General features: G+C 70.7%; 21 protein-coding genes and 2 tRNA genes. 16 read left to right on the top strand and 7 right to left on the bottom strand.

The window, feature by feature from the left end; all coding sequences use genetic code 11:
* Positions 1-13: 13 nt before the first annotated feature.
* Positions 14-334, bottom strand: coding sequence for an acyl carrier protein (locus IG54_RS0129850; RefSeq protein ID WP_234336393.1), 321 nt, complete (start codon positions 332-334; stop codon positions 14-16).
* A 249-nt stretch (positions 335-583) separates the two neighbouring features.
* Between IG54_RS0129850 and IG54_RS0129845 the strand changes: the two genes are divergently transcribed.
* The 11 genes from IG54_RS0129845 (at position 584) to serS (ending at position 11336) form a co-directional block, all read left to right on the top strand.
* Entirely contained in the window at positions 584-2221 is a 1638-nt protein-coding gene (locus IG54_RS0129845) for an aldehyde dehydrogenase family protein (protein WP_234336392.1), read from the top strand.
* Between the two features lie 36 nt (positions 2222-2257).
* Positions 2258-3397 carry an acyl-CoA dehydrogenase family protein gene (locus IG54_RS0129840; RefSeq protein ID WP_030791463.1) on the top strand — a complete coding sequence of 380 codons (1140 nt, stop codon included), beginning with the start codon at positions 2258-2260 and terminating at the stop codon, positions 3395-3397.
* 44 nt (positions 3398-3441) lie between these two features.
* Positions 3442-4752: an aspartate aminotransferase family protein gene (locus IG54_RS0129835; RefSeq protein ID WP_030791461.1), complete on the top strand. Its 1311-nt coding sequence runs from the start codon at positions 3442-3444 to the stop codon at positions 4750-4752.
* Between the two features lie 2 nt (positions 4753-4754).
* Positions 4755-5237, top strand: a complete 483-nt coding sequence (locus tag IG54_RS0129830; protein WP_030791459.1) for a type II toxin-antitoxin system RatA family toxin — start codon at positions 4755-4757, stop codon at positions 5235-5237.
* A 21-nt stretch (positions 5238-5258) separates the two neighbouring features.
* Positions 5259-5801, top strand: a complete 543-nt coding sequence (locus IG54_RS0129825; RefSeq protein WP_030791455.1) for a hypothetical protein — start codon at positions 5259-5261, stop codon at positions 5799-5801.
* Positions 5798-6352 (top strand): flavin reductase family protein, encoded by a 555-nt coding sequence (locus IG54_RS0129820; RefSeq protein WP_030791451.1) that lies wholly within the window; start codon positions 5798-5800, stop codon positions 6350-6352. Before IG54_RS0129825 ends, IG54_RS0129820 begins: the two co-directional genes overlap by 4 nt.
* The gene (locus IG54_RS0129815; protein ID WP_030791448.1) at positions 6349-7353 is read left to right on the top strand and encodes a VlmB-like protein; all 1005 of its coding nucleotides are present in this window, start codon (positions 6349-6351) and stop codon (positions 7351-7353) included. Before IG54_RS0129820 ends, IG54_RS0129815 begins: the two co-directional genes overlap by 4 nt.
* Positions 7350-8372: a beta-ketoacyl-ACP synthase III gene (locus IG54_RS0129810; RefSeq protein WP_030791445.1), complete on the top strand. Its 1023-nt coding sequence runs from the start codon at positions 7350-7352 to the stop codon at positions 8370-8372. The genes IG54_RS0129815 and IG54_RS0129810 overlap by 4 nt, the downstream gene beginning before the upstream one ends.
* Positions 8373-8465: 93 nt before the next feature.
* The gene (locus IG54_RS0129805; RefSeq protein WP_030791443.1) at positions 8466-8696 is read left to right on the top strand and encodes an acyl carrier protein; all 231 of its coding nucleotides are present in this window, start codon (positions 8466-8468) and stop codon (positions 8694-8696) included.
* A complete protein-coding gene (locus tag IG54_RS0129800; protein WP_030791441.1) occupies positions 8696-9916 on the top strand; it encodes a beta-ketoacyl-[acyl-carrier-protein] synthase family protein in 1221 nt (406 codons plus the stop codon). The genes IG54_RS0129805 and IG54_RS0129800 overlap by 1 nt, the downstream gene beginning before the upstream one ends.
* Positions 9917-10058: 142 nt before the next feature.
* Positions 10059-11336: a serine--tRNA ligase gene (gene serS / locus IG54_RS0129795; protein ID WP_030791438.1), complete on the top strand. Its 1278-nt coding sequence runs from the start codon at positions 10059-10061 to the stop codon at positions 11334-11336.
* An 83-nt stretch (positions 11337-11419) separates the two neighbouring features.
* On the opposite strand, the gene fabI is transcribed toward serS, so the two are convergent.
* From fabI to IG54_RS0129765, 6 genes are all read right to left on the bottom strand, one after another.
* A complete protein-coding gene (fabI, locus tag IG54_RS0129790; RefSeq protein WP_030791435.1) occupies positions 11420-12184 on the bottom strand; it encodes an enoyl-ACP reductase FabI in 765 nt (254 codons plus the stop codon).
* Positions 12181-12504 (bottom strand): ferredoxin, encoded by a 324-nt coding sequence (fdxA, locus tag IG54_RS0129785; RefSeq protein WP_030791430.1) that lies wholly within the window; start codon positions 12502-12504, stop codon positions 12181-12183. Before fdxA ends, fabI begins: the two co-directional genes overlap by 4 nt.
* A gap of 13 nt (positions 12505-12517) precedes the next feature.
* Entirely contained in the window at positions 12518-13939 is a 1422-nt protein-coding gene (locus tag IG54_RS0129780; RefSeq protein ID WP_030791427.1) for an MFS transporter, read from the bottom strand.
* On the bottom strand, positions 13939-15093 hold the full coding sequence (locus IG54_RS0129775; protein ID WP_030791424.1) for a fatty acid desaturase family protein: 1155 nt from the start codon (positions 15091-15093) through the stop codon (positions 13939-13941). Before IG54_RS0129775 ends, IG54_RS0129780 begins: the two co-directional genes overlap by 1 nt.
* Positions 15094-15271: 178 nt before the next feature.
* Positions 15272-15436, bottom strand: a complete 165-nt coding sequence (locus IG54_RS42650; RefSeq protein ID WP_199809612.1) for a hypothetical protein — start codon at positions 15434-15436, stop codon at positions 15272-15274.
* A gap of 51 nt (positions 15437-15487) precedes the next feature.
* Positions 15488-16480: a DUF2156 domain-containing protein gene (locus tag IG54_RS0129765; protein ID WP_030791421.1), complete on the bottom strand. Its 993-nt coding sequence runs from the start codon at positions 16478-16480 to the stop codon at positions 15488-15490.
* A 198-nt stretch (positions 16481-16678) separates the two neighbouring features.
* Here IG54_RS0129765 and IG54_RS42260 point away from each other — a divergent pair.
* The 5 genes from IG54_RS42260 to IG54_RS0129740 all read left to right on the top strand — a co-directional run.
* Positions 16679-16773 (top strand) — tRNA-Val (locus IG54_RS42260).
* A 54-nt stretch (positions 16774-16827) separates the two neighbouring features.
* Positions 16828-16925 (top strand) — tRNA-Val (locus tag IG54_RS0129760).
* Between the two features lie 398 nt (positions 16926-17323).
* Positions 17324-18115, top strand: coding sequence for an AfsR/SARP family transcriptional regulator (locus IG54_RS0129750; protein WP_030791418.1), 792 nt, complete (start codon positions 17324-17326; stop codon positions 18113-18115).
* A gap of 158 nt (positions 18116-18273) precedes the next feature.
* On the top strand, positions 18274-18705 hold the full coding sequence (locus tag IG54_RS0129745) for a hypothetical protein (protein WP_030791415.1): 432 nt from the start codon (positions 18274-18276) through the stop codon (positions 18703-18705).
* A 44-nt stretch (positions 18706-18749) separates the two neighbouring features.
* Positions 18750-19142 (top strand): carboxyl transferase domain-containing protein (locus IG54_RS0129740; RefSeq protein WP_030791413.1); only part of this gene is annotated, 393 nt, incomplete at its 3' end.

Here is a 19142-nt window from a genome sequence, read left to right as displayed (position 1 = left end):
GGACCCTGGTGGATCAGTTGGTGCTGGGTATCGCGCCGGTTATTGCGTGGGACGGGTCGGACACCGCGTCGACGAGATAGTCGAGGAGCCGGCCGACCGTCGGTTCGTTGAAGAGCACGTTCGCGTTGATGGAGAGGTCGAGGATCCCCTCCAGGGTCCGCCTCATCTCGGTGAGCTTCAGCGAGGTGAGACCGAGGTCGAAGTAGCTGATGTCGAGCGGCAGCTCCTCCGCGTCGTCCATGAGCAGGGTCGCCCTGAACTGGCTGACGAGGAGCTGCTCCATTTCCTCGGCGAGTTCCGTCCGGGGAAGTTCCCTGAATTGCTTAAGTGTCATGTGTTCGGGAGACATGGAGCCATGAAATCAATGCGGGCTGACGCCTCACTGACGTCGCGCGCGTACCCTGCGCGCCCGCCACTCAGTCACCTCTTTCGGTTCTGAACGCGGGGTTGTCTCAATCGATTCGGCCCGGCCAATCAGTACGGCGTCAGCGCCGGGTCAGATCCCGCTGTCACGATCGAGATGCTTCGCAAGGGCTCACCAGATCGGAATCCACTCGGAGAAACCCCACCCGAAAGGCTGATAATGCGCGGCGCCATACAGGAGGAACGTGCTCCGGCACATTCCGGACTCAAGAGCTACGACCTCTACATCGCTGGCAAGGACGTCGCGGGTGACGGGTGGGTCTACACCGTCAGCGGGCGCTCCCTGCTGGAGGACGTCTTCACCAGCGTGAGCCTCAAGCGCACGCTGGAACAGGACCCCGAATCCGACGCGGCCAACCACCCCTATGTCGTGGGGCGTTGCGCCATCGCCGACGACTCCGCCATCGACCTGGCCACCCAGGCCGCCGCCGCGGCGGCCCCCGGCTGGGCGGCCGTACCGCAGGAGCGGCGGATGCGCCTCGGCACCCGCTTCCGCGAGGAACTCATCAAGCACCAGGACGAGTTCCTCCAGATGCTGGTCGCCGAGTCCCACCCGGTGAAGCTGGCCCGCTGGGAACTGAGCTGCCTGCTCCAGATCTACGCCCCCGGCAGCCTGCGCTGGTACACCAAGCAGATGCGGGTCGAGAAGGAGTACGGCGGCCGCAAGCTGATCCTGCAACGCCAGCCGGACGGCGTGGTGGCCTTCAACCCGCCCCAGAACGCCCCGCTGCCCAGCGCCGCGCTGTCCGTCCTCGCCCTGATGGCCGGCAACGCCGTCGTCGTCCGGGCGCCGCGCAGCATCGCGCTGTCCACCATGTGGCTGCTGCGGGACATCGTGGCGCCGCTCCTGGAGGAGTTCGACGCCCCGCCGGGCGTCCTGAACGCGGTGTGCTCCAACCCCAAGCAGACCCTGGACCGGTGGGTCGCCGACCCGCTGATCAACGACATCTTCTACATCGGCGGCAGCCAGGAAGGCCTCCGCTTCGAGCAGGCCTGCGTGGCCAACGGCAAGAAGCCGATCCTCGAACTGGCCGGCAACGACGGCATCGTGGTGTGGAAGGACGCCGACGTGAAGTGGGCGGCCGAGGCGATCACCGAGTCGTTCTTCGGCTCCGGCCAGATCTGCATGGTCCCCAACTACGTACTGGTCCACCCGGCGGTCGCGGACGCCCTCATCGCCGAGGTCAAGGAGCAGGTCAAGGCCATCAAGCCGGGCTACCCCGAGGAGGAGGACGTCCTGCTCTCCCCGGTGCGCCGCAGCGAGCGCTTCTTCCGGCTGCTCCGCCAGGCCCTGGACAACGGCGCCGAGCTGGTCACCGGCGGCAACCGCACCGAACTCGACGGCACCCCGTCCGAGACCGGTGTCTTCCTCCAGCCCACCGTCGTACGCGTCGACGGCCTGGACCGCGCCCGCACCTACGACGTGGTGCGCGAGGAGACGTTCTTCCCGCTGATCCCCGTCATCGTGCCGGAGGCCGACAACGACGACGCCCTGCTTGAGGACTTCCTCAGGTTCGTCAACTCCAACGAGTACGGGCTGCGCAACTCCCTCTGGTCGCGCTCCGACCACGTCATCGACACCTTCGTGCGCCGCGTCGTCAACGGCGGCCTGCTGAAGGTCAACGACTCCCACATCGGCTTCCTGCCCTATCTGCCCAGCCACGGCGGCACCGGCCGCACCGGCGGCGCCTTCGGCGAGGCCAACTACCCGATGCTCAAGACGTCCCACGTGCAGGGCGTCAGCATCGCCCGTGACGTCAGCCCCTACGAGGCGGTCTTCGGCGCCTTCGACGACTGAACAGCTTCCACTCCCCTCTCCTTCGGAGGTTCTGACGTGCGTTCCCTCGATGTCGCTCGGGCCGTCTGCGAGCGCTACCACCCCGGCCTGCTCAAGGAGTTGGAGCAGATCCCGTACACCGAGCGGGAGAAGCCCGGCAGCCCGATCATCGACCTCTTCCGTATCCACGGCGGTGTCGGCCTGCTGATCCCCGAGAAGTTCGGCGGCCACGGCGCCGCCCCGCTGGACGCCCTCCACACCCAGCTGGCCCTCGGCTCCCTCTCGCCGTCCCTCGTCGCGGCCGTGTCCATGCACCACTTCACCGTCGCCATGCTCTACTCGCTGGCCATCGCCAAGGGCCGGCTCACCGACGCGCAGAACGATCTGCTGCGCCGGGTCGTCCCCGACCAGCTGGTGATGGCCTCCGGCTGGGCCGAGGGCCGCACCGAGCAGAACATCCTCACCCCGTCGGTGACCGCACGCCCGGTCGAGGGCGGCTACCTCCTCTCGGGTGCCAAGAAGCCGTGCAGCCTGTCCCATTCGATGAGCCTGCTCACCGCGAGCATCGCCATCCACGGCCTGGAGGGCGACCCCGAACTGGCGCTCGCCCTGGTGCCCGCCGACGCGCCCGGTCTGACCGTCCGCCCCTTCTGGGGCAACGAGCTGCTCGCCGGGGCGGAGAGCGACGAGGTGCTCCTGGAGGACGTCTTCGTACCGAAGGACATGGTCGTACGCGCCGGGGCGGACGATCCGCGCCGCCTCGACGACCTCCAGACGGCCGGGTTCGTCTGGTTCGAGATGCTCATCACCGCCGGATACCTGGGAGGCGCGGCCGCCCTGGTCGAGCAGGTCCAGGAGCGGGAGCGCGGCAGCGTCCAGGAGCGGGCCGCCCTCGCGGTCGAGCTGGAGGCCGCCGTGGCGCTGCTCGAAGGCGTGGCCCGCGCGATCGGTCCCGAGCCGGGCGACGAGGCGTCGGTGGCCCGGGTGCTCGTCGCCCGCTACGCCGTGCAGAACGCGCTGCCCCGCATCACCTCGCACTCCCTCGAACTGCTGGGCGGCCTGGACTTCATCCGCTCCTCCGGCCACGCCCTGGAGGCGGCCGCGTCCACCGCGCTCGCCTTCCACCCGCCCGGCCGGGGCGCCGCCGCCGAGCCGCTCCTTCGCTACTTCGACGGCGGCCCGCTGGTCCTCGCCTGACCCGCAGCCCCGACCGCACCTGCTTTTTTTGGAGTGAGTGAACCGTGACCGTAATCCAGGAAAACCCGGCGTCCGCGGGCCCCTCGGCCTCCGCGGCCGACACCGAGGCGGAGGTCCTCGGCCTGTACCGCGCCCATCTCAGCAAGGGCCGGGCCACCCTCGCCGAACTCTTCGGCAGCCATATGGAGGTGGCCTCCGAAGGCGCCTGGCTCACCACCAGCGACGGCGAGCGCTTCCTCAACGCCGGCGGCTACGGCGTCTTCATCATGGGCGCCCGCCACCCCATCGTGATGGAGGAGGTGGAGCGCCAGCTGCGTACGCACCCCACCGCCACCCGCATCCTCCTGGAGCCGACGGTGGCCCGCGCCGCCGAGGCCCTGGTCTCCGTGATGCCGGAGGGCCTGGACCGCGTGCACTTCGCGCTGTCCGGCGCCGAGGCCGTGGAGACCGGCCTGAAGCTGGCCCGCGCCGGCGGCTACAAGCGGACCGTCTCGATGCGGGGCGGCTACCACGGCAAGACGCTCGGCGCCCTGTCCGCCACCGCGAAGGAGGTCTACCAGAAGCCGTTCCGGCCGCTGATACCCGACTTCGAGCACCTGCCGTTCGGTGACGCCGACGCCCTGGAGGCCACGCTTGCCGCCCACCCCGGCGAGGTCTGCGTCATCCTGGAGCCCGTCCAGGGCGAGGGCGGCGTCATCATGCCGCCCAAGGGCTATCTGAAGCGGGTCGAGGAACTGGTCCGCGAGCACGACGGGTTCCTGATCCTCGACGAGGTGCAGTCCGGCTTCGGCCGCCTCGGCGAGTGGTGGGGCGCCGACATCGAGGGCGTACGCCCCGACGTACTGCTCGCGGGCAAGGCGCTCGGCGGCGGTGTGCTGCCGGTCTCAGCGGCGATCGCCACCCGCAAGGCGTTCCGCCCCTTCGACAAGGACCCCTACGTCCACACCGCCACCTTCTCCGGGCAGCCCGTCCTGATGGCTGCGGTGCAGGGCGCGGTGCGGGCCATGAAGGAGGAGCGCCTGGTCACCCGGGCCACCGACCTGGGCGCCGTGCTGCTGCCGCGGATCGCCGAGATCGCGTACCGCAACATCCCCGAACTCGTCGTCGACGTACGCGGTCAGGGGCTGCTCATCGGCGTGGAGCTGGTCGAGGCGGGCCTCGCCGGCGAACTGCTGATCGAACTCTTCAACCACGGGGTGGTCGCCAACCACTCCATGAACGGCAGCTCGGTGGTGCGGTTCACACCGCCCGCCGTCCTCAGCGACACCGATGTGGAGTTCCTCCTCAACTCCTTCGACCTGGCCACCCGCGACCTCGTGCGCGGCGCGGCCACCATGCCGGAAGGCGGTAACTGATCGTGCGGCACGTTGAACTGGAAGCAGTGGTCCCCGCGGAGCAGGTCTCGACGGTCTTCGACGCCGTGATGCGCTGGGAGAAGTACCCGGACCTGGCCCCTCACGTGAACTCCACCACGGTGCACGCCACCCTGCCCGAGACCCGGTGCAGTTCCAGCTGGGAGCTGCACTTCCGCAGCGGCCTGCTGCGCTGGACCGAGGACGACACCTTCCTGCCGGAGCAGGGCGAGATCCGCTTCGAGCAGTCCGACGGCGACTTCGACTCCTTCACCGGCGTCTGGTCGCTGACGCAGGACGGCGACGACGTCGCGGTCCGCTTCGACGCCGAATTCGACTTCGGCATCCCGAGCCTGGAGGGCATCCTCGACCCGATCGCCGAGCGGGTCGTCAAGGAGACCGTCGCCTGGGCGCTGACCGGCCTGTTCCCGAAGACGCGGATCGCGGGCGGCCTCGAACTGTCCCAGCCGGCCGCCGTCGGCGCCTGAGACCTTAGCCAGGAGCTGACCATGGACCAGGCCAATCCCTTCGAGACGCCGAAGACCTTCTCCCTGCACCGCGCCGAGTACCTGGTGGGCTTCGCGGTCACCACCGGGCTGCTCATCGCGCACCTCGGCGACATCCGCTGGATCCCGGCGGTCGCCCTCTTCCTCTACATCGACCTGATCGGCTACATCCCCGGCGCGATCGCCTTCAAGCGCAGCGGCGGGAAACCGATCTCCAAGGTGTACTACGTCCTCTACAACGTGATGCACAGCCTCATCACCCAGGCCGTGGTGGCCGCGCTGTGGTGCTGGCTGATCGGTCCCGAGTGGGCGCTGCTGGTGCTGCCCTTCCATCTCTTCGGCGACCGCGGCCTGTTCGGCAACTTCATGAAGTCGTTCGCGCTGCCCTTCGAGCCGGTGCGGCAGAACGGCTATCTGCGGCTCCTGGACGACCTCGGCGTCGCCCACCCCAAGCCGGCCGGCCACGCGCAGGACCCGGAGCCGGTCGGACACGTCGCCAAGCCGCCGCGGCCCGCGGCCCGGGCCCGTGAGGAGGCCCTGCGATGAGCACACTCACCCCGCTGCGCCGCCCGGTGCGCCAGGACCCGGCGGAGCGGCGCCGGGCGCTGTACCACCTGGCGTCGCCGGTGTCGGTGCTGACCGTCGGCCACGCCGGACAGCTGCACGGCACCACGGCGAGCACGGTCACCCTCGTCTCGCGCGAGCCCCTGCTGATCGGGGTCGCGCTGCGGCCCGGCTCGTCGTTCGCGCGGCTCGCCGCGGCCGAGGGACGGTTCGTCGTCAACGTACTGGACGGCGGGCAGGGCGATCTGGCGCGGTGGTTCGCGGACAGCTCGCGCCCCGACGGCAGCGCGCAGTTCGACGGCGTGCCCTGGACGGCCGACTCCTACGCCGGCGCCCCCCGGCTGACCGAGGCGCTCGCCCACTACTCCTGCCGGCTCCACTCCTCGCACCGGGCGGGCGACGGCGAGGTGCTGCTCGGCTACGTCGTGCGCGCCACCGCCGAGAGCCGCCCCCCGCTGTTCAGCTACGCGGGCGGCCTCGTCGCGGGCTCCCTGCGTCCCGCCCGTACCACGAAGGAGACGTCGGCATCATGACCGGTTCTGTGGCCCCCGAGGCCGACTGGGACAAGGCGCCAGGGCTGCTCGACGGCGCGAAGGAACTCACCCTCGGCCCCAACGACTGCGACCTCGCCTACTGGTTCACCTCCGTCGCCCAGGGCACCCTGCGCGACCGCGGCGCGACCGGGCACCACGAGCGGGCGACGGTCCCCGACTTCCTGAAGGCGCCGGGACCGCTGCGCGACGCGCTGGTCCTGGAGTTCGGCTTCCGCGGTCTGTCCGAGGAGATCGCCACCCGCCTGCTCGGCCACTACGTGGCGCTCGCCCCGGGCGTGCCCGAGATGGAGTTCTACGCCACCCAGCTCATCGACGAGGCCCGGCACGCCCGCGTCTTCCGCAACCACCTGGTGGAGCTGGGGCACCCCGCGGACACGCTCCTCAAGGACATCGACGAGATGGCCGCGGACTACCGCGAGCGGGTCCTGGACCCGGTGGTCGACTTCACCCTCGACATCGTCCGCGACCAGGGCGACTTCGCGGGCGGCGTCGCCGTCTTCGCCATCGTCATCGAGGGGGTGCTCGCCCCGGCCGCCGAGCTGAGCGAGCGCAAGTGGACGCCGCTCTCCCCGGCCACCGGGGAGATCTCGCGCGGCACCGCCATCGACGAGATCCGCCATCTGACCGTGGCGAGCACCATCCTGCGCGACCACGTGATCGCCCACCCCGAGTACCGTCCGCGCCTGATGGAGATCCTGCGGGCCGGGGTGAGGCTCTGGGACGAGATCCCCGACCGGGAGTTCGTCATCCACCGCGAGGAACTGTTCCAAAAGGGCATGGCCGACCACGCCGACAAGATCGGCGACTACGAGATCTGGCCCGGCGTGCGGATGCTCGACACCACGCCCGAGCAGCGCTACGACATGGCCGAGCAGTGGACCGACGAGATGGCCGAGTCCCGTATGGCGTACATGGGGCTGCCCGTCGAGGTCCTCAGCAGCCCGGCCGAGGGCCACAGCAGTCCGGAGCCGGGCGCATGAGCGGCGCGGCCCGGCCGCTCGGCCGGTCGGCGGTGGTCTGCGGCATCGGCTCGTACGTGCCGCCGGACAAGGTGACCAACGACGAGCTGTCGCGGCGTCTGGACACCTCCGACGCGTGGATCCGCTCCCGCACCGGAATCGCCGAGCGCTACGTGGTCTCCCCCGGCACCGCCACCTCCGATCTGGCGGTGGAGGCCGGTCTGCGCGCCCTGAAGTCGGCGAGCACCGAGCAGGTGGACGCCCTCGTCCTGGCCACCACCACCCCCGACCAGCCGTGCCCGGCGACCGCGCCGACGGTGGCGGCGCGGCTCGGTCTCGGCCAGGTCGCGGCGTTCGACGTGGCGGCCGTCTGCTCCGGTTTCCTCTACGGGCTCGCCACCTCCTCCGGGCTCATCGCCTCCGGGCAGGCGGAGCGGGTGCTGCTTGTGGCGGCCGACGCCTTCACGACCATCATCAACCCCGAGGACCGCACCACCGCGGTGATCTTCGCGGACGGCGCGGGGGCCGTGGTCCTGCGCGCCGGGGACGCGGGGGAACCGGGCGCCGTCGGGCCGATGGTCCTCGGCAGCGACGGCGAGCTGAGCCACCTCATCGAGGTACCGGCCGGCGGCTCCCGGCAGCGCTCGGCGGGCACCCCGCCCGAGCCCGGCGACCAGTACTTCCGGATGCTCGGCCGCGACACCTACCGGCACGCGGTGGAGCGGATGACCGCCACCTCGCAGGAGGCGGCCGAGCTGGCCGGCTGGCGGCTCGACGACGTGGACCGGTTCGCGGCCCACCAGGCGAACGCCCGCATCCTCGACTCCGTCGCGGAGCGGCTGGGCATCCCCGCCGAGCACCAGCTCAGCAACATCGAGCAGGTCGGCAACACCGGCGCCGCCTCGCTCCCCCTGCTCCTGTCCCAGTCCGCCGCCGACGGCCGCCTCACGGCCGGGCACCGGGTGCTGCTGACCGCGTTCGGCGGCGGGCTCTCCTGGGGGGCCGCGACGCTCGTCTGGCCCGAAGTGCAGTCCGTCTGACGCCTGCCGGCGCCGGGCGGTACCTCCTCAAGACCCGTACGCCGAAAAGACCCGTACGCCGAACGGCGCGTACGCCTTCCGAAAGGGATCGTCATGCTGGAGCAGCTCAAGGAAATCCTGTCCAACAAGCTCAAGGTGTCCCCCGAGGCCATCACCCCGGAGGCCACCAGGGATGACATCGAGCTGGACTCGCTCGCCGTGGTGGAGCTGTCGCTGCTGCTCAAGTCCGAACTGGACATCGACGTCAGCGACGACGACCTCCTGGAGGCCGAGACCGTGGCCGACATGGTGGAACTCATGGAGAAGAGGAGCGCGAAGGTCTGATGGCCGGCATCGACATCGCCGTCACCGGGCTCGGCCTCGTCACCCCGGGCGGCATCGGGGTCGGGCCGAGCTGGGCGGCGGTCTGCGAGGGCCGGTCGGGCGCGGCGTTCGATCCCGTACTGGCGGACAATCCGGTGCGGATCTCCTGCCGTGTGCCCGGCTTCGACCCCGAAGCCCTGTTGACGGCCCGCCGGGCCCACCGCCTGGACCGGTTCGTGCAGTTCGCGCTCGTCGCCGCGCGCGAGGCCATCAACGACGCCGGGCTCGACCCGCTGACCTGGGACGGTGCCCGGGTCGGGGTGGTGCTCGGCTGCGCGGACGGCGGCCCCGGCACGGTCGAGGAACAGCACCACGCGCTACGGGAGAAGGGCGCCGACCGGGTCTCGCCGCTGCTGCTGCCCATGCAGCTGCCGAACATGCTGGCCGGTCAGACGGCCATCGAGTTCGGGGCGACGGGACCCAACCTCGTGGTGGCCACCGCCTGCGCGTCCGGGGCGACGGCCATCGGCACGGCACGGGACCTGCTCGCGCTCGGCCGCTGCGATGTCGTCCTGGCGGGCGGCAGCGAGGCCATGATCACGCCGTTGGTGATGGCCGGGTTCGCGCAGATGGGCGCCCTGTCCCGGCGCGAGGACGACCCGACGCGCGCGTCACGTCCCTTCGACGCCGACCGGGACGGCTTCGTCGCGGGCGAGGGCGCCGGGATCCTCGTCATGGAACGCGTCGAGGACGCCCGGGCCCGCGGGGCGCACCAGCACGGCCGGATCATCGGCTACGGCGCCACCGCGGACGCCCATCACATGACGTCGCCTCATCCGGACGGCGCCGGGGTGGAGGCGGCGGTCCGCGCGGCCCTCGCCGACGCGGGCGCTGATCCGGACGACGTACAGCATGTGAACGCGCACGGCACCTCGACGCCGCTCAACGACGTCGCCGAGGCGAGGATGATCAAACGGACCCTCCAGGGGGATCCGCTGGTCACCTCGACCAAGGGCGTGACCGGGCATCTGCTCGGCGCGGCGGGCGCGGTGGAGGCGGCGTTCACGCTGCTGAGCATCGAGCACGAACTGGTGCCGCCCATCGCCAACCTGGTCATGCCGGACGCGGAGGTCGACGTCAAGCTCGCGTACTCGGCGACCTCCATGCCCATCGATCTGGCGCTCAGCAATTCCTGCGGGTTCGGCGGTCAGAACACCGTCCTGGCCCTCGCCCCCGCGTGAGCACCGGAGCGGACCCGCTCCCATCCCGCCCCCGATCCCTGCCCCGGGCAGGAGCCGCAGCCGCCCCTCGCCAGGGGGGCGGCTCGGCGTATCTCCTCCGCCCCGCACCCCAGACCCCAGACCCCAGACCCCAGGAGAAGCCATGCACGATCCGCGCGAACTGATCGCGTCCGGGCCCGAGGCGGTACGGCGTCTCGCCCGCCGCCGCCACGATCTCGACGTGGCCGCGCTCGACGCGGCCCACCGCGGCCGGGCCGACGCCCAGGCCGAAGTGACCCGGCTGCGCACCGAGATGAACCGCGCGGCCCGCGAGCGCACCCCCGGGCCGCCCTCCGAACAGGACAAGGAGGCCGCCCGCGCGCTGCGCGCCGAGGTCCAGCGGGCGGAGGCGGCCGCCAAGGAGGCGGGCAGGAACCTCGCCGACCTGGTCCTCGCCGTCCCCAACATCCCGCTGGACTCGGTGCCGGACGGCGACTCCGAGAAGGAGGCGGTGGAGATACGCCGGGGCGGCCCGCCCCCGTGCGAGGCGGACGGCTCCCGCCACCACGCCGACATCGGCGAGCGGCTCGGCATCCTCGACGGCAAGGCGGCGGCCCGGCTCTCCGGCGCCCGCTTCACCGTGAGCCGCGGCCCCGGGGCCCGCCTCGAACGCGCCCTCGCCGACTTCTTCCTCGACCTGCACACGGGCGAGCACGGCTACACCGAGCACTCCGTGCCGTTCCTGGTCAACCGCGACACCATGACGGGCACCGGCCAGCTCCCCAAGTTCGCGGAGGACCTGTTCGCCACGCAGGTCGGCGACCGCGAGCTGTTCCTGATCCCCACTGCGGAGGTCCCGCTCACCAACCTGCTCGCGCAGCAGACCCTGGACGCCCGCGAGATGCCGTACGCGTTCACGGCCCGCACCCCGTGCTTCCGCGCCGAGGCCGGGGCGTACGGCAGGGACACCAGGGGCATCCTGCGACTGCACCAGTTCGAGAAGGTGGAACTGGTGCGTGTCTGCGCCCTTGAGGACGCCCCCGCGCAGCTGGAGCTGATGCTGGAGCACGCGGAGGAGTGCCTGCGCCGCCTCGAACTCTCCTACCGCGTCGTGCAGTTGCCCGCCGGGGATCTCGGCTTCTCGGCCCGTTCGACCTACGACATCGAGGTGTGGCTGCCGGGCAGCGGCTCCTATCGTGAGATCTCCTCGGTCTCCGACTGCGGCACCTTCCAGGCCCGCCGCGCCGGCATCCGGTGCCGCACGGCGGACGGCCGCAAGGAGTACGCGGCGACCCTCAACGGCTCGGCGCTGCCGATCGGCCGCACGGTGGCGGCCCTCCTGGAACAGGGCGCCCGGCCGGACGGTTCGGTGGAGCTGCCCGAGGCGCTCATCTCGTACACGGGGTTCCGCCGGATCCTGCCGGATGGTGCGACGGAGTGACCGAGGGCTGTCGCCGGGCGTATGACGGAGGGGGAGTTCAGGTGCCGGGCACCTGAACTCCCCCTCCGTCGTGCGCCCGCGGGTCACGCGCCCATCATGTGCGCCCCGCCGTCCACGTGGACGATCTCGCCCGTGGTGCGCGGGAAGAGGTCGGAGAGGAGGGCGACGATGCCGCGGGCCGCGGGGTCCGGGTCGGTGAGGTCCCAGCCCGCCGGGGCGCGGGTGTGCCAGTCGTCCGCCAGTTCGGAGAAGCCCGGGATGGACTTGGCGGCCATGGAGCGCAGCGGGCCCGCGGCGACGAGGTTGCAGCGGATGCCGCGGGGGCCGAGGTCGCGGGCGAGGTAGCGGCTGGTGGACTCCAGGGCCGCCTTGGCCACACCCATCCAGTCGTACTTGGGCCAGGCGACCGTGGCGTCGAAGGTGACGCCCACCACCGAGCCGCCGCGCGGTTCGAGGAGCGGCAGACAGGCGGTGGTCAGGGACTTCAGGGAGTACGCGGAGACGTGCACGGCGCTCGATACGTCCTGCCAGGTGCCGTCGAGGAAGTGGAAGGCGCCGGGCGGGCCGTAGGCGATGGAGTGCACGACGCCGTCCAGGCCGTCGACGTACTCACCCAGACGGCCGGCGAGCCCGTCCAGGTGCTCCTGGTCGGTGACGTCCAGTTCGACGACCGGGGCGGGCTTGGGCAGCAGGGCCGCGGTGCGCTCGATCAGGGAGAGCCGCCCGAAGCCGGTCAGCACGACCTCGGCGCCCTCCAGTTGGGCCAGGCGCGCCGCGTGGAAGGCGATGGACGCCTCGGTGAGGACGCCGGTCACCAGGACGCGCTTGCCCGCGAGCAGGCCGCTCATGACGCCACCGCCTGCGGCAGGGAGGCGACGAGGGCGGAGTCGTGCGGGAGCGCGCCGAGGGCGGTGGCGCCGCCGGGTGAGCCGATCTCCTCGAAGAAGACGGCGTTGGAGCCGCGGTGGTCGCCCCAGTCGGCGGGTACGTCGTCCTCGAAGTAGATGGCCTCCACCGGGCAGACGGGTTCGCAGGCGCCGCAGTCCACGCATTCCTCGGGGTGGATGTAGAGGGCGCGGCCGCCTTCGTAGATGCAGTCCACGGGGCATTCGTCGATGCAGGACTTGTCCTTCACATCGGCGCAGGGCTGGGCGATGACGTAGGCCATGCGGTTTCCTCCTTCACGTGAGGGGGGCGGTGGGGTCGGGGGTGCTCGCGCGGTCGACCGGGACGCCGGTGGTGCGTTCGCCCAGGGTGAGGACGGTGACGGCGAGCGCGGCCATCACGGTGGCGATGACACCGAACAGCGCGCCTGGCCCGTACGACTGGAGGACCGGGAGCAGGACGAACGGCAGCGCGGCGGCGCTGAGTTTGGACAGGGAGTACGCCGCGCCGGACGCGGCCGCGCGGATGGCGGTCGGGTACTGCTCGGCGAGGTAGACGTGCGAGACGCTGGAGAAGAGGTTGCTGAACACCGTGTAGGCGAAGCCGTAGACCATGATGACCGTCGGCGAACCCGCGTAGCTGAAGCCGAGCCCGGCCACGACCATCGCGCCCGCCGACGCGACCACCAGCTTCTTGCGCTCGACGCGGTCGATGATGGGCAGGGCGAGCGCGGAGCCCACGGGGTAGCCGAGGAAGCAGACGGCGGTGAAGCCGATGCCGGCGACGATCCCGTACCCCTTGGCGGCGAGGATCTGCGGGGCGAGCGTGCCGAAGCCGTAGTAGCCGACCGTCGACAGCGCGCAGAAGATCCACAGCATGGTGGTGCGGCGCCGCAGGTGGGGCTGGAAGATGTCCCGCAGCCGGGTCGCGGGGGCGGGCCCCTTGGCGGCGGCGTGCGCGAGGTCGCCCTCCGGCGCGGCCGGGGCCCCGCCGGGGACCTCCGCCTCCATGCGGGCGACCAGCGCCTCCGCCTCGTCCTCGCGGCCGACCGCCGCCAGCCAGCGCGGGGACTCGATAAGACGCCTGCGCAGCACCCACACCACGGCCGAGCCGAGCGCCCCGATCACGAAGAGCCAGCGCCAGCCGTCGATGCCGAACGGGGTCAGCGGGACGAGCCACAGCGCGGCGAAGCCCACGGCGGGCACCCCGCAGAAGGCGAGCGTGTACGCCCAGGCGATGAACCGGCCGCGCTTCCTCGCGGGCAGCACGTCCGACAAGTAGCAGTCGGAGAGGGACTGTTCGGCGCCGATGCCGATGCCGGCGAAGAACCGGGTCGCGATCAGACAGGCCGCGTTCGGCGAGAAGGCGCCGAGCAGCGAGAAACCGGAGTAGATCGCGAGGTTGATCAGGAACGCCCGGCGCCGCCCGTACCGGTCGGCGATCTTGCCGAGTACCAGCGAGCCGATGAACTGGCCGATGAAGGCGGAGGCGAGGACGAGCTTCAGCTCGGTGGCGCCGAAGGCGAAGTCGTTCTGGAGGACCTTGGCGATGGTGCCGGAGAGGTTGTTCTCGAACGTGTCGAAGAGCAGCCCGACGCCGATGACCGCGGTGACGCTGCGGTGGGTCGGGGTGATCGGCATCCGGTCGAGCCGGACGCCGATCGAGGCACCCGGGGAGGCGGCGCTTGGGGCCGCCGGTCTGGTGGCGGTGTGGACCATCAGGCGGCCCGCTCGATGTGCGCGTCGACCTCGCCGCGGCGGACGGGTGCGCTGACCTCGTGCAGATAGGAGGCGACCTCGCGGTAGGAGGCCCAGAAGCCGACCTCGTGGTACGGGACGCCGCGCTCGGCGCAGTACTCGCGGGTCAGTTCGCGGGCCCGCCCCAGGTTCTTCTGCGGCATGGCCGGGAACAGGTGGTGCTCCACCTGGTAGTTGAGGCCCCCGTACAGGAAGTCGATGAACCAGGAGGGCCGGATGTTGCGGGAGGTCAGGACCTGGCGCTCCAGCCAGTCCAGGGTCTCCTCGTCACCGTCGCGCACGTCCATGCCCTTGTGGTTCGGGGCGAAGATCATGCCGAAGTAGACGCCGAGGGTGGCCTGCTGGACCAGGATGAAGGTGACCGCGAGGACCGGCGACAGGACGGTGAAGACGCAGGTCAGATAGATCGCGGCACGCGCGAGGAGCAGGGTGGACTCCAGGACGGGACGCTTGGTGAGGCCCTGGGCGATCGACTTCACGGCCGTCTTGTGCATCTTGAACGACTCGAGGACGAGCAGCACGAAGAACAGGACGCTCTGGTAGCGCACGATGAAGCGCTGGACGCCGGTGCGGGTCGCGTACTGCTTGATGTCGAAGATCGCGGTGCGCCGGCCGATGTCCGGGTCCATGTCCAGGTGGTTGGGGTTGCTGTGGTGGCGGTTGTGGTGGTTGACCCACCAGCCGAAGCTGACCCCGTTGACGAAGTTGGCGTGGAAGTAGCCGACCGCGGAGGCGGCCCGCTTGTCGCGGAACATCGCCTTGTGGCCCGCGTCGTGCCACATGAAGGAGGACTGGCCGCCGCAGAGGCCCATCCACACCGCCACGACGAGCTGCCACCACGAGTCGCCCAGCAGGAAGAACGCGGTGAGCCCAGCCACCAGCAGCGTGGTGTTCCGGGTGAGGCGCCCGATGTAGTACCGCGGGTCGAGGTCGAGCAGCCCCTCCGCCTTGACGCGTTTGAGCAGCTCGGAGAAGGTCGCGGATGCCCCGGTGCGCTGCGGGGCTGCGGTGCGCTGCGGGGCTGCGGTGCGCTGAGAAACAGCGGGGCGCTGAGAAACAGCGGGGCGCTGCGGGTCGACGGCGACACCGGTCTCTTGGACGTACGGACGCTGCATACGAAGCTCTCCTCGGAAGAAGTGCCCGAACCGGGCGGCGGCGCCCGCCCGGCGTCGGGTATCCCACCGGACGGACGCCGGGCGAACGTGTGTGCAGCGTTCCGTGAGGCACTGATGTGGCGCTGATGCTGGACTGATCGGCGCTGTTCAGTGCCGCTCGGCCTCGCTCCGCGCCGGTTCAGGCCGCGGGGCCGGGCTCGGCCCGCAGCAGGGCGTCCAGGTCGCGGACCACGGCGTCCGCGGCGCGGGCCACGTCCTCGTCGTCGGGGGCGGCGATGACACCCATGAGCTGTTCCACCATGGCGTGCTTGAGCGTGTCGATGGTCTCCGCGTTGCCACTCATCGTCTTTCACTCCTGTCGGTCGGTTGCGGTTTACGCCTGCCTGACGGCACCTCAGAAGGCGTTGCACGCACGGAAGATGTGCGCGAAGGACGCCAGGGAGGCGGGTCCGTCGAAGGCCACGTACTCCGGGATGGTCGCGTCGGGCGCCCACTTGTGCTTGTACGAGAGCTGCGTCTGGGCCGGGTAGAGCGCGGCGCCCTCGGCCCACAGGGCGTGCATCAGCCACTGGAACGCCGGGCTGTGGCCGTCCAGTTCGTGCTCGGCGTCCAGGCCCGTGAAGGGCGTGAAGCCGAAGTGCAGCCACGGGACGCCCTCGCCGCGGAACACCTCGATGGCGTGCGCGTTGATGGCCTCCATCAGGCCCGGCGACCCGTCCGGCACGCGCCGGCTCAGGTCGTGCATCCACCCGGCGCGGCTGCCGAAGACCGGGGAGTACGAGATGTAGGCGACCGGCGCCCCGGCGATCGTGCCGACGAAGAGCCGCCGGTGCTGCTGCGCCTCGCCGCCGATCTCGCCGACGAGGAACTCCAGTGGGCGGGCCGCTCCCTTGCTGGACAGCCAGGCGCCGTCGATGGTCTCCAGCGCCTCCCGCCAGGCGTCCGCCTCGACCTCCTGGATCTGGAGGCCGTTGCGGTAGGCGCGGGAGATCTTGTTGCGCAGCTGCATGAAGCGGGTGCCACGCAGGGTGAACTCGGCCAGGCTCACCGCCCAGGAGGCGCCGATCTGGTTGACGGTGAACCCGCGCCGCGCGTAGCGCGCGGCGTCGTCGCGCTGGAGTTGGACGCCTACGTGGGTCAGCCCCTGCTCCCCCGCATGGCGCCGGAAGCCGTCGAGGAGGGTGTCGTAGTCGTCGGGGGCGGCGAAGGGCCCGCCGAACTGGACGGCGAACCGGCCGGTCCTGCGGTAGATGACGACGCCGTCCGTTCCCGGCAGCGTGAAGGTGCTGTTGCCACTGTTCAGCGCGAGGAACGCGCTGGGATTCTCGGCCCGCGTATGGGTGCGAACAGCCTGGAGAATCGGGTTTTCCACTACGGTCACGGTCATGATCCGTTTCCCTTTCGGAAGCCGTTGCGGTCGAGGAGAGTAGAGCACCGCCGCCCCTTTCATGGGAAGGGCGTAAAGCTCACACCGAAGGTGTACGGCAGGAGGCGTGACGGCATGTCAGAGAGGCGTCAGCACGCCGTCAGAAGTGCCTGGCAATGTTGTTCTCGTGAACGGCACGGGAAACCGGGCCGGGAACACGGAGAGGTGCCCGGAGTGGTTTATCGGGGATCTCGGGCTCACGCTCAAGGTCGGGTCGCTCGCGGCCCACGCAGGTTCGAATCCTGCCCTCTCCGCAGGCACAGAACACCGTGCCCGTACAGGCACGGAACACCGTGCCCGTACCACCAGGAGAGGTGCCCGGAGTGGCTTATCGGGGATCTCGGGCTCACGCTCAAGGTCGGGTCGTCCGCGGCCCACGCAGGTTCGAATCCTGCCCTCTCCGCCACTGGAACAGTGACTTCCACATCCACTTCGCCGGGCCTCCCCCGCCCCGGTGAAGCGACCGCCCCGGCGCCCCGCGACAGCGGCAAGGCCTGCCGGGGCGGGCTTGCGTCCGGCGGACGCGCCTCTCTTCTTCTGGACGGAGCAGCAGGTCAGAGCCGCTTTCGCGGATCCGATACGCCTCGTTCAAAAAAATACCTTCCCAAAGGAATGATACCGTGAGAGGGTCTTCGCCGGAAGGAGGCAGAGGGTGCGCCCCCTGTCTCCCCAGGTCGGGGACGCCCAGAGATCGCCACGCCGACCTCCACCCGCGGGCCCCCACACCGCAGCACCGATGGCCCTGGCGACCCGGAAGGTGAACCACCCCGACGTTGCAGCAACGAAAGCCAAGGGGGAAACGGCATGCTGAGCTTTTCGATTCTCGGAGCACTGCAAATCCGCACCGCGTCAGGATTCGCGGAGATCTCGGGAGATCTCCAGCGCAACCTCATCCAGACGCTGCTCGTCAGCGAGGGCCGCCCGATCTCGGGCGAGAGCCTCGTTGAAGAAATGTGGGGCGACTGCGTCCCGGACAAGCAGGCCAATGCTCTCCAGGCTCACATCAGCCGACTCCGCCGCAAACTGAAGAGCCTGGAACCCGATCTCGCCGTGTCCCGGGTGACCATTCACCCCTCCGGATACCGGCTCACCATCCACGAGGGCGAATTCGACGCGGCGGAATTCACCAAGTCGGTCCGGCAGGCCGAGGCCGCGGGCGCGGCCGACCCCGGCGCCACGGCGGAACTGCTCGGCCGGGCGCTCGCCCTGTGGCGCGGCCCCGTCTTCGGCGACTTCCCCGGCGGCACCATCTGCCAGCTCGCCTGCGCGCGTTACGAGGAGTACCGCATGCGCGCCATGGAACTGCGTTTCGAGGCGGAGCTGCGGCTCGGGCACCACGCCGCGATGCTCGCCGAACTCCACGAGGCGCACAGCAACCACCCGCTGCGGGAACGCTTCTGCGAGCAGCTGATGGTCGCCCTCTACCGCTCCGGGCGGCAGGCCGACGCGCTCAACGTCTACCGCGCCATGCGCCGGCACCTCTCGGACGAGCTGGGCATCGACCCCTCCCCCGCCCTGCGCCAGGTCGAGCACGCGATCCTCGCGCACGACCCCGCCCTGGCCGCGGAGCCCCGCACCCTGCTCCAGCCCGCCTGAGTTTCTGGCCGTCCCCGCACGCGGGATGTCAGCGCCCGGTCAGCGCCAGTTGCCACCATCGGAACGGAAAAGGCGGGCCCCCGCACTCCGCGCGGACCCCCCACACGCGTCCCGCGCGGCGCGCATCGACCCAACAACCGTATCCACCAGGAGATTTCATGACCACGAGCCAGACCTCCGCACGCTTTGGAACCGCGGCCACGAATTCGTCCGCCGCGCGCCCGCTGCGTCTGTTCCTCGGTCTCGACGCCGCCGTCACGGCCGGCAACGGCCTGATCTACCTGATCGCCGCGGGCCCCGTCGGCGACCTCCTCGACATGAACGCCGGGCTGCTGCGCGGGATCGGTGTCTTCCTGACCGTCTACGGCGTGCTCGTCGGCGTCCTCGCCGCCCAGCAGGTGCCGTCCGCCGCCGCCACCAAGATCGTCATCGAGGCCAATCTGCTGTGGGCCCTCGCCAGCGTCGCCACCGCGCTGTTCGGCTGGTTCGACCCGAACACGATCGGCACGGTGTGGATCCTCATGCAGGCCGCTGTCGTCGGCGGGTTCGCCGTGCTCCAGATCAGCGGCCTGCGCAAGCTCACCGACTGAACCGCCCACAGCGTCCCCGGTGACGGCAACCGGTAAGGGGAGAGATGAGACTCCACGTCGCGGAGCTGGCGGCGATCCGGGACCGGGCCCTCGCGGGGCCCGGCGAACCGGCCACCGCCGCTCAGAAGGCCAAGGGCAAGCTCACCGTCCGGGAGCGGATCGCACTGCTCCTCGACGAGGGATCGTTCCGCGAGGTCGAACCCCTGCGCCGACACCGGGCGACCGGTTTCGGCCTGGAGGCGAAGCGCCCGTACACGGACGGCGTCGTCACCGGTTGGGGCACGGTCGAGGGCCGTACGGTCTTCGTGTACGCGCACGATTTCCGGATTTTCGGTGGTGCGCTGGGTGAGGCGCACGCCACGAAGATCCACAAGATCATGGACATGGCCATCGCCGCGGGTGCTCCGCTGGTCTCGCTGAACGACGGCGCGGGGGCC

Origin of the sequence: Streptomyces sp. NRRL S-920, from assembly GCF_000717945.1 — a bacterium.
GTDB classification, from domain to species: Bacteria; Actinomycetota; Actinomycetes; order Streptomycetales; family Streptomycetaceae; genus Streptomyces; species Streptomyces alboniger.
This window is presented reverse-complemented; position numbering and strand designations above follow the sequence as displayed.

Bases quoted from the DNA above. Each gene is read 5' to 3' on its own strand.
- IG54_RS0129800 (WP_030791441.1), top strand. From the start codon at position 8,696: ATGGCCGGCATCGACATCGCCGTCACCGGGCTCGGCCTCGTCACCCCG.
- IG54_RS0129745 (WP_030791415.1), top strand. From the start codon at position 18,274: ATGACCACGAGCCAGACCTCCGCACGCTTTGGAACCGCGGCCACGAAT.
- IG54_RS0129775 (WP_030791424.1), bottom strand. From the start codon at position 15,093: ATGCAGCGTCCGTACGTCCAAGAGACCGGTGTCGCCGTCGACCCGCAG.
- IG54_RS42650 (WP_199809612.1), bottom strand. From the start codon at position 15,436: ATGAGTGGCAACGCGGAGACCATCGACACGCTCAAGCACGCCATGGTG.
- IG54_RS0129780 (WP_030791427.1), bottom strand. From the start codon at position 13,939: ATGGTCCACACCGCCACCAGACCGGCGGCCCCAAGCGCCGCCTCCCCG.
- IG54_RS0129765 (WP_030791421.1), bottom strand. From the start codon at position 16,480: ATGACCGTGACCGTAGTGGAAAACCCGATTCTCCAGGCTGTTCGCACC.
- serS (WP_030791438.1), top strand. From the start codon at position 10,059: ATGCACGATCCGCGCGAACTGATCGCGTCCGGGCCCGAGGCGGTACGG.
- fabI (WP_030791435.1), bottom strand. From the start codon at position 12,184: ATGAGCGGCCTGCTCGCGGGCAAGCGCGTCCTGGTGACCGGCGTCCTC.
- IG54_RS0129820 (WP_030791451.1), top strand. From the start codon at position 5,798: ATGAGCACACTCACCCCGCTGCGCCGCCCGGTGCGCCAGGACCCGGCG.
- IG54_RS0129815 (WP_030791448.1), top strand. From the start codon at position 6,349: ATGACCGGTTCTGTGGCCCCCGAGGCCGACTGGGACAAGGCGCCAGGG.
- IG54_RS0129845 (WP_234336392.1), top strand. From the start codon at position 584: ATGCGCGGCGCCATACAGGAGGAACGTGCTCCGGCACATTCCGGACTC.
- IG54_RS0129805 (WP_030791443.1), top strand. From the start codon at position 8,466: ATGCTGGAGCAGCTCAAGGAAATCCTGTCCAACAAGCTCAAGGTGTCC.
- IG54_RS0129825 (WP_030791455.1), top strand. From the start codon at position 5,259: ATGGACCAGGCCAATCCCTTCGAGACGCCGAAGACCTTCTCCCTGCAC.
- IG54_RS0129850 (WP_234336393.1), bottom strand. From the start codon at position 334: ATGACACTTAAGCAATTCAGGGAACTTCCCCGGACGGAACTCGCCGAG.
- fdxA (WP_030791430.1), bottom strand. From the start codon at position 12,504: ATGGCCTACGTCATCGCCCAGCCCTGCGCCGATGTGAAGGACAAGTCC.
- IG54_RS0129750 (WP_030791418.1), top strand. From the start codon at position 17,324: ATGCTGAGCTTTTCGATTCTCGGAGCACTGCAAATCCGCACCGCGTCA.
- IG54_RS0129810 (WP_030791445.1), top strand. From the start codon at position 7,350: ATGAGCGGCGCGGCCCGGCCGCTCGGCCGGTCGGCGGTGGTCTGCGGC.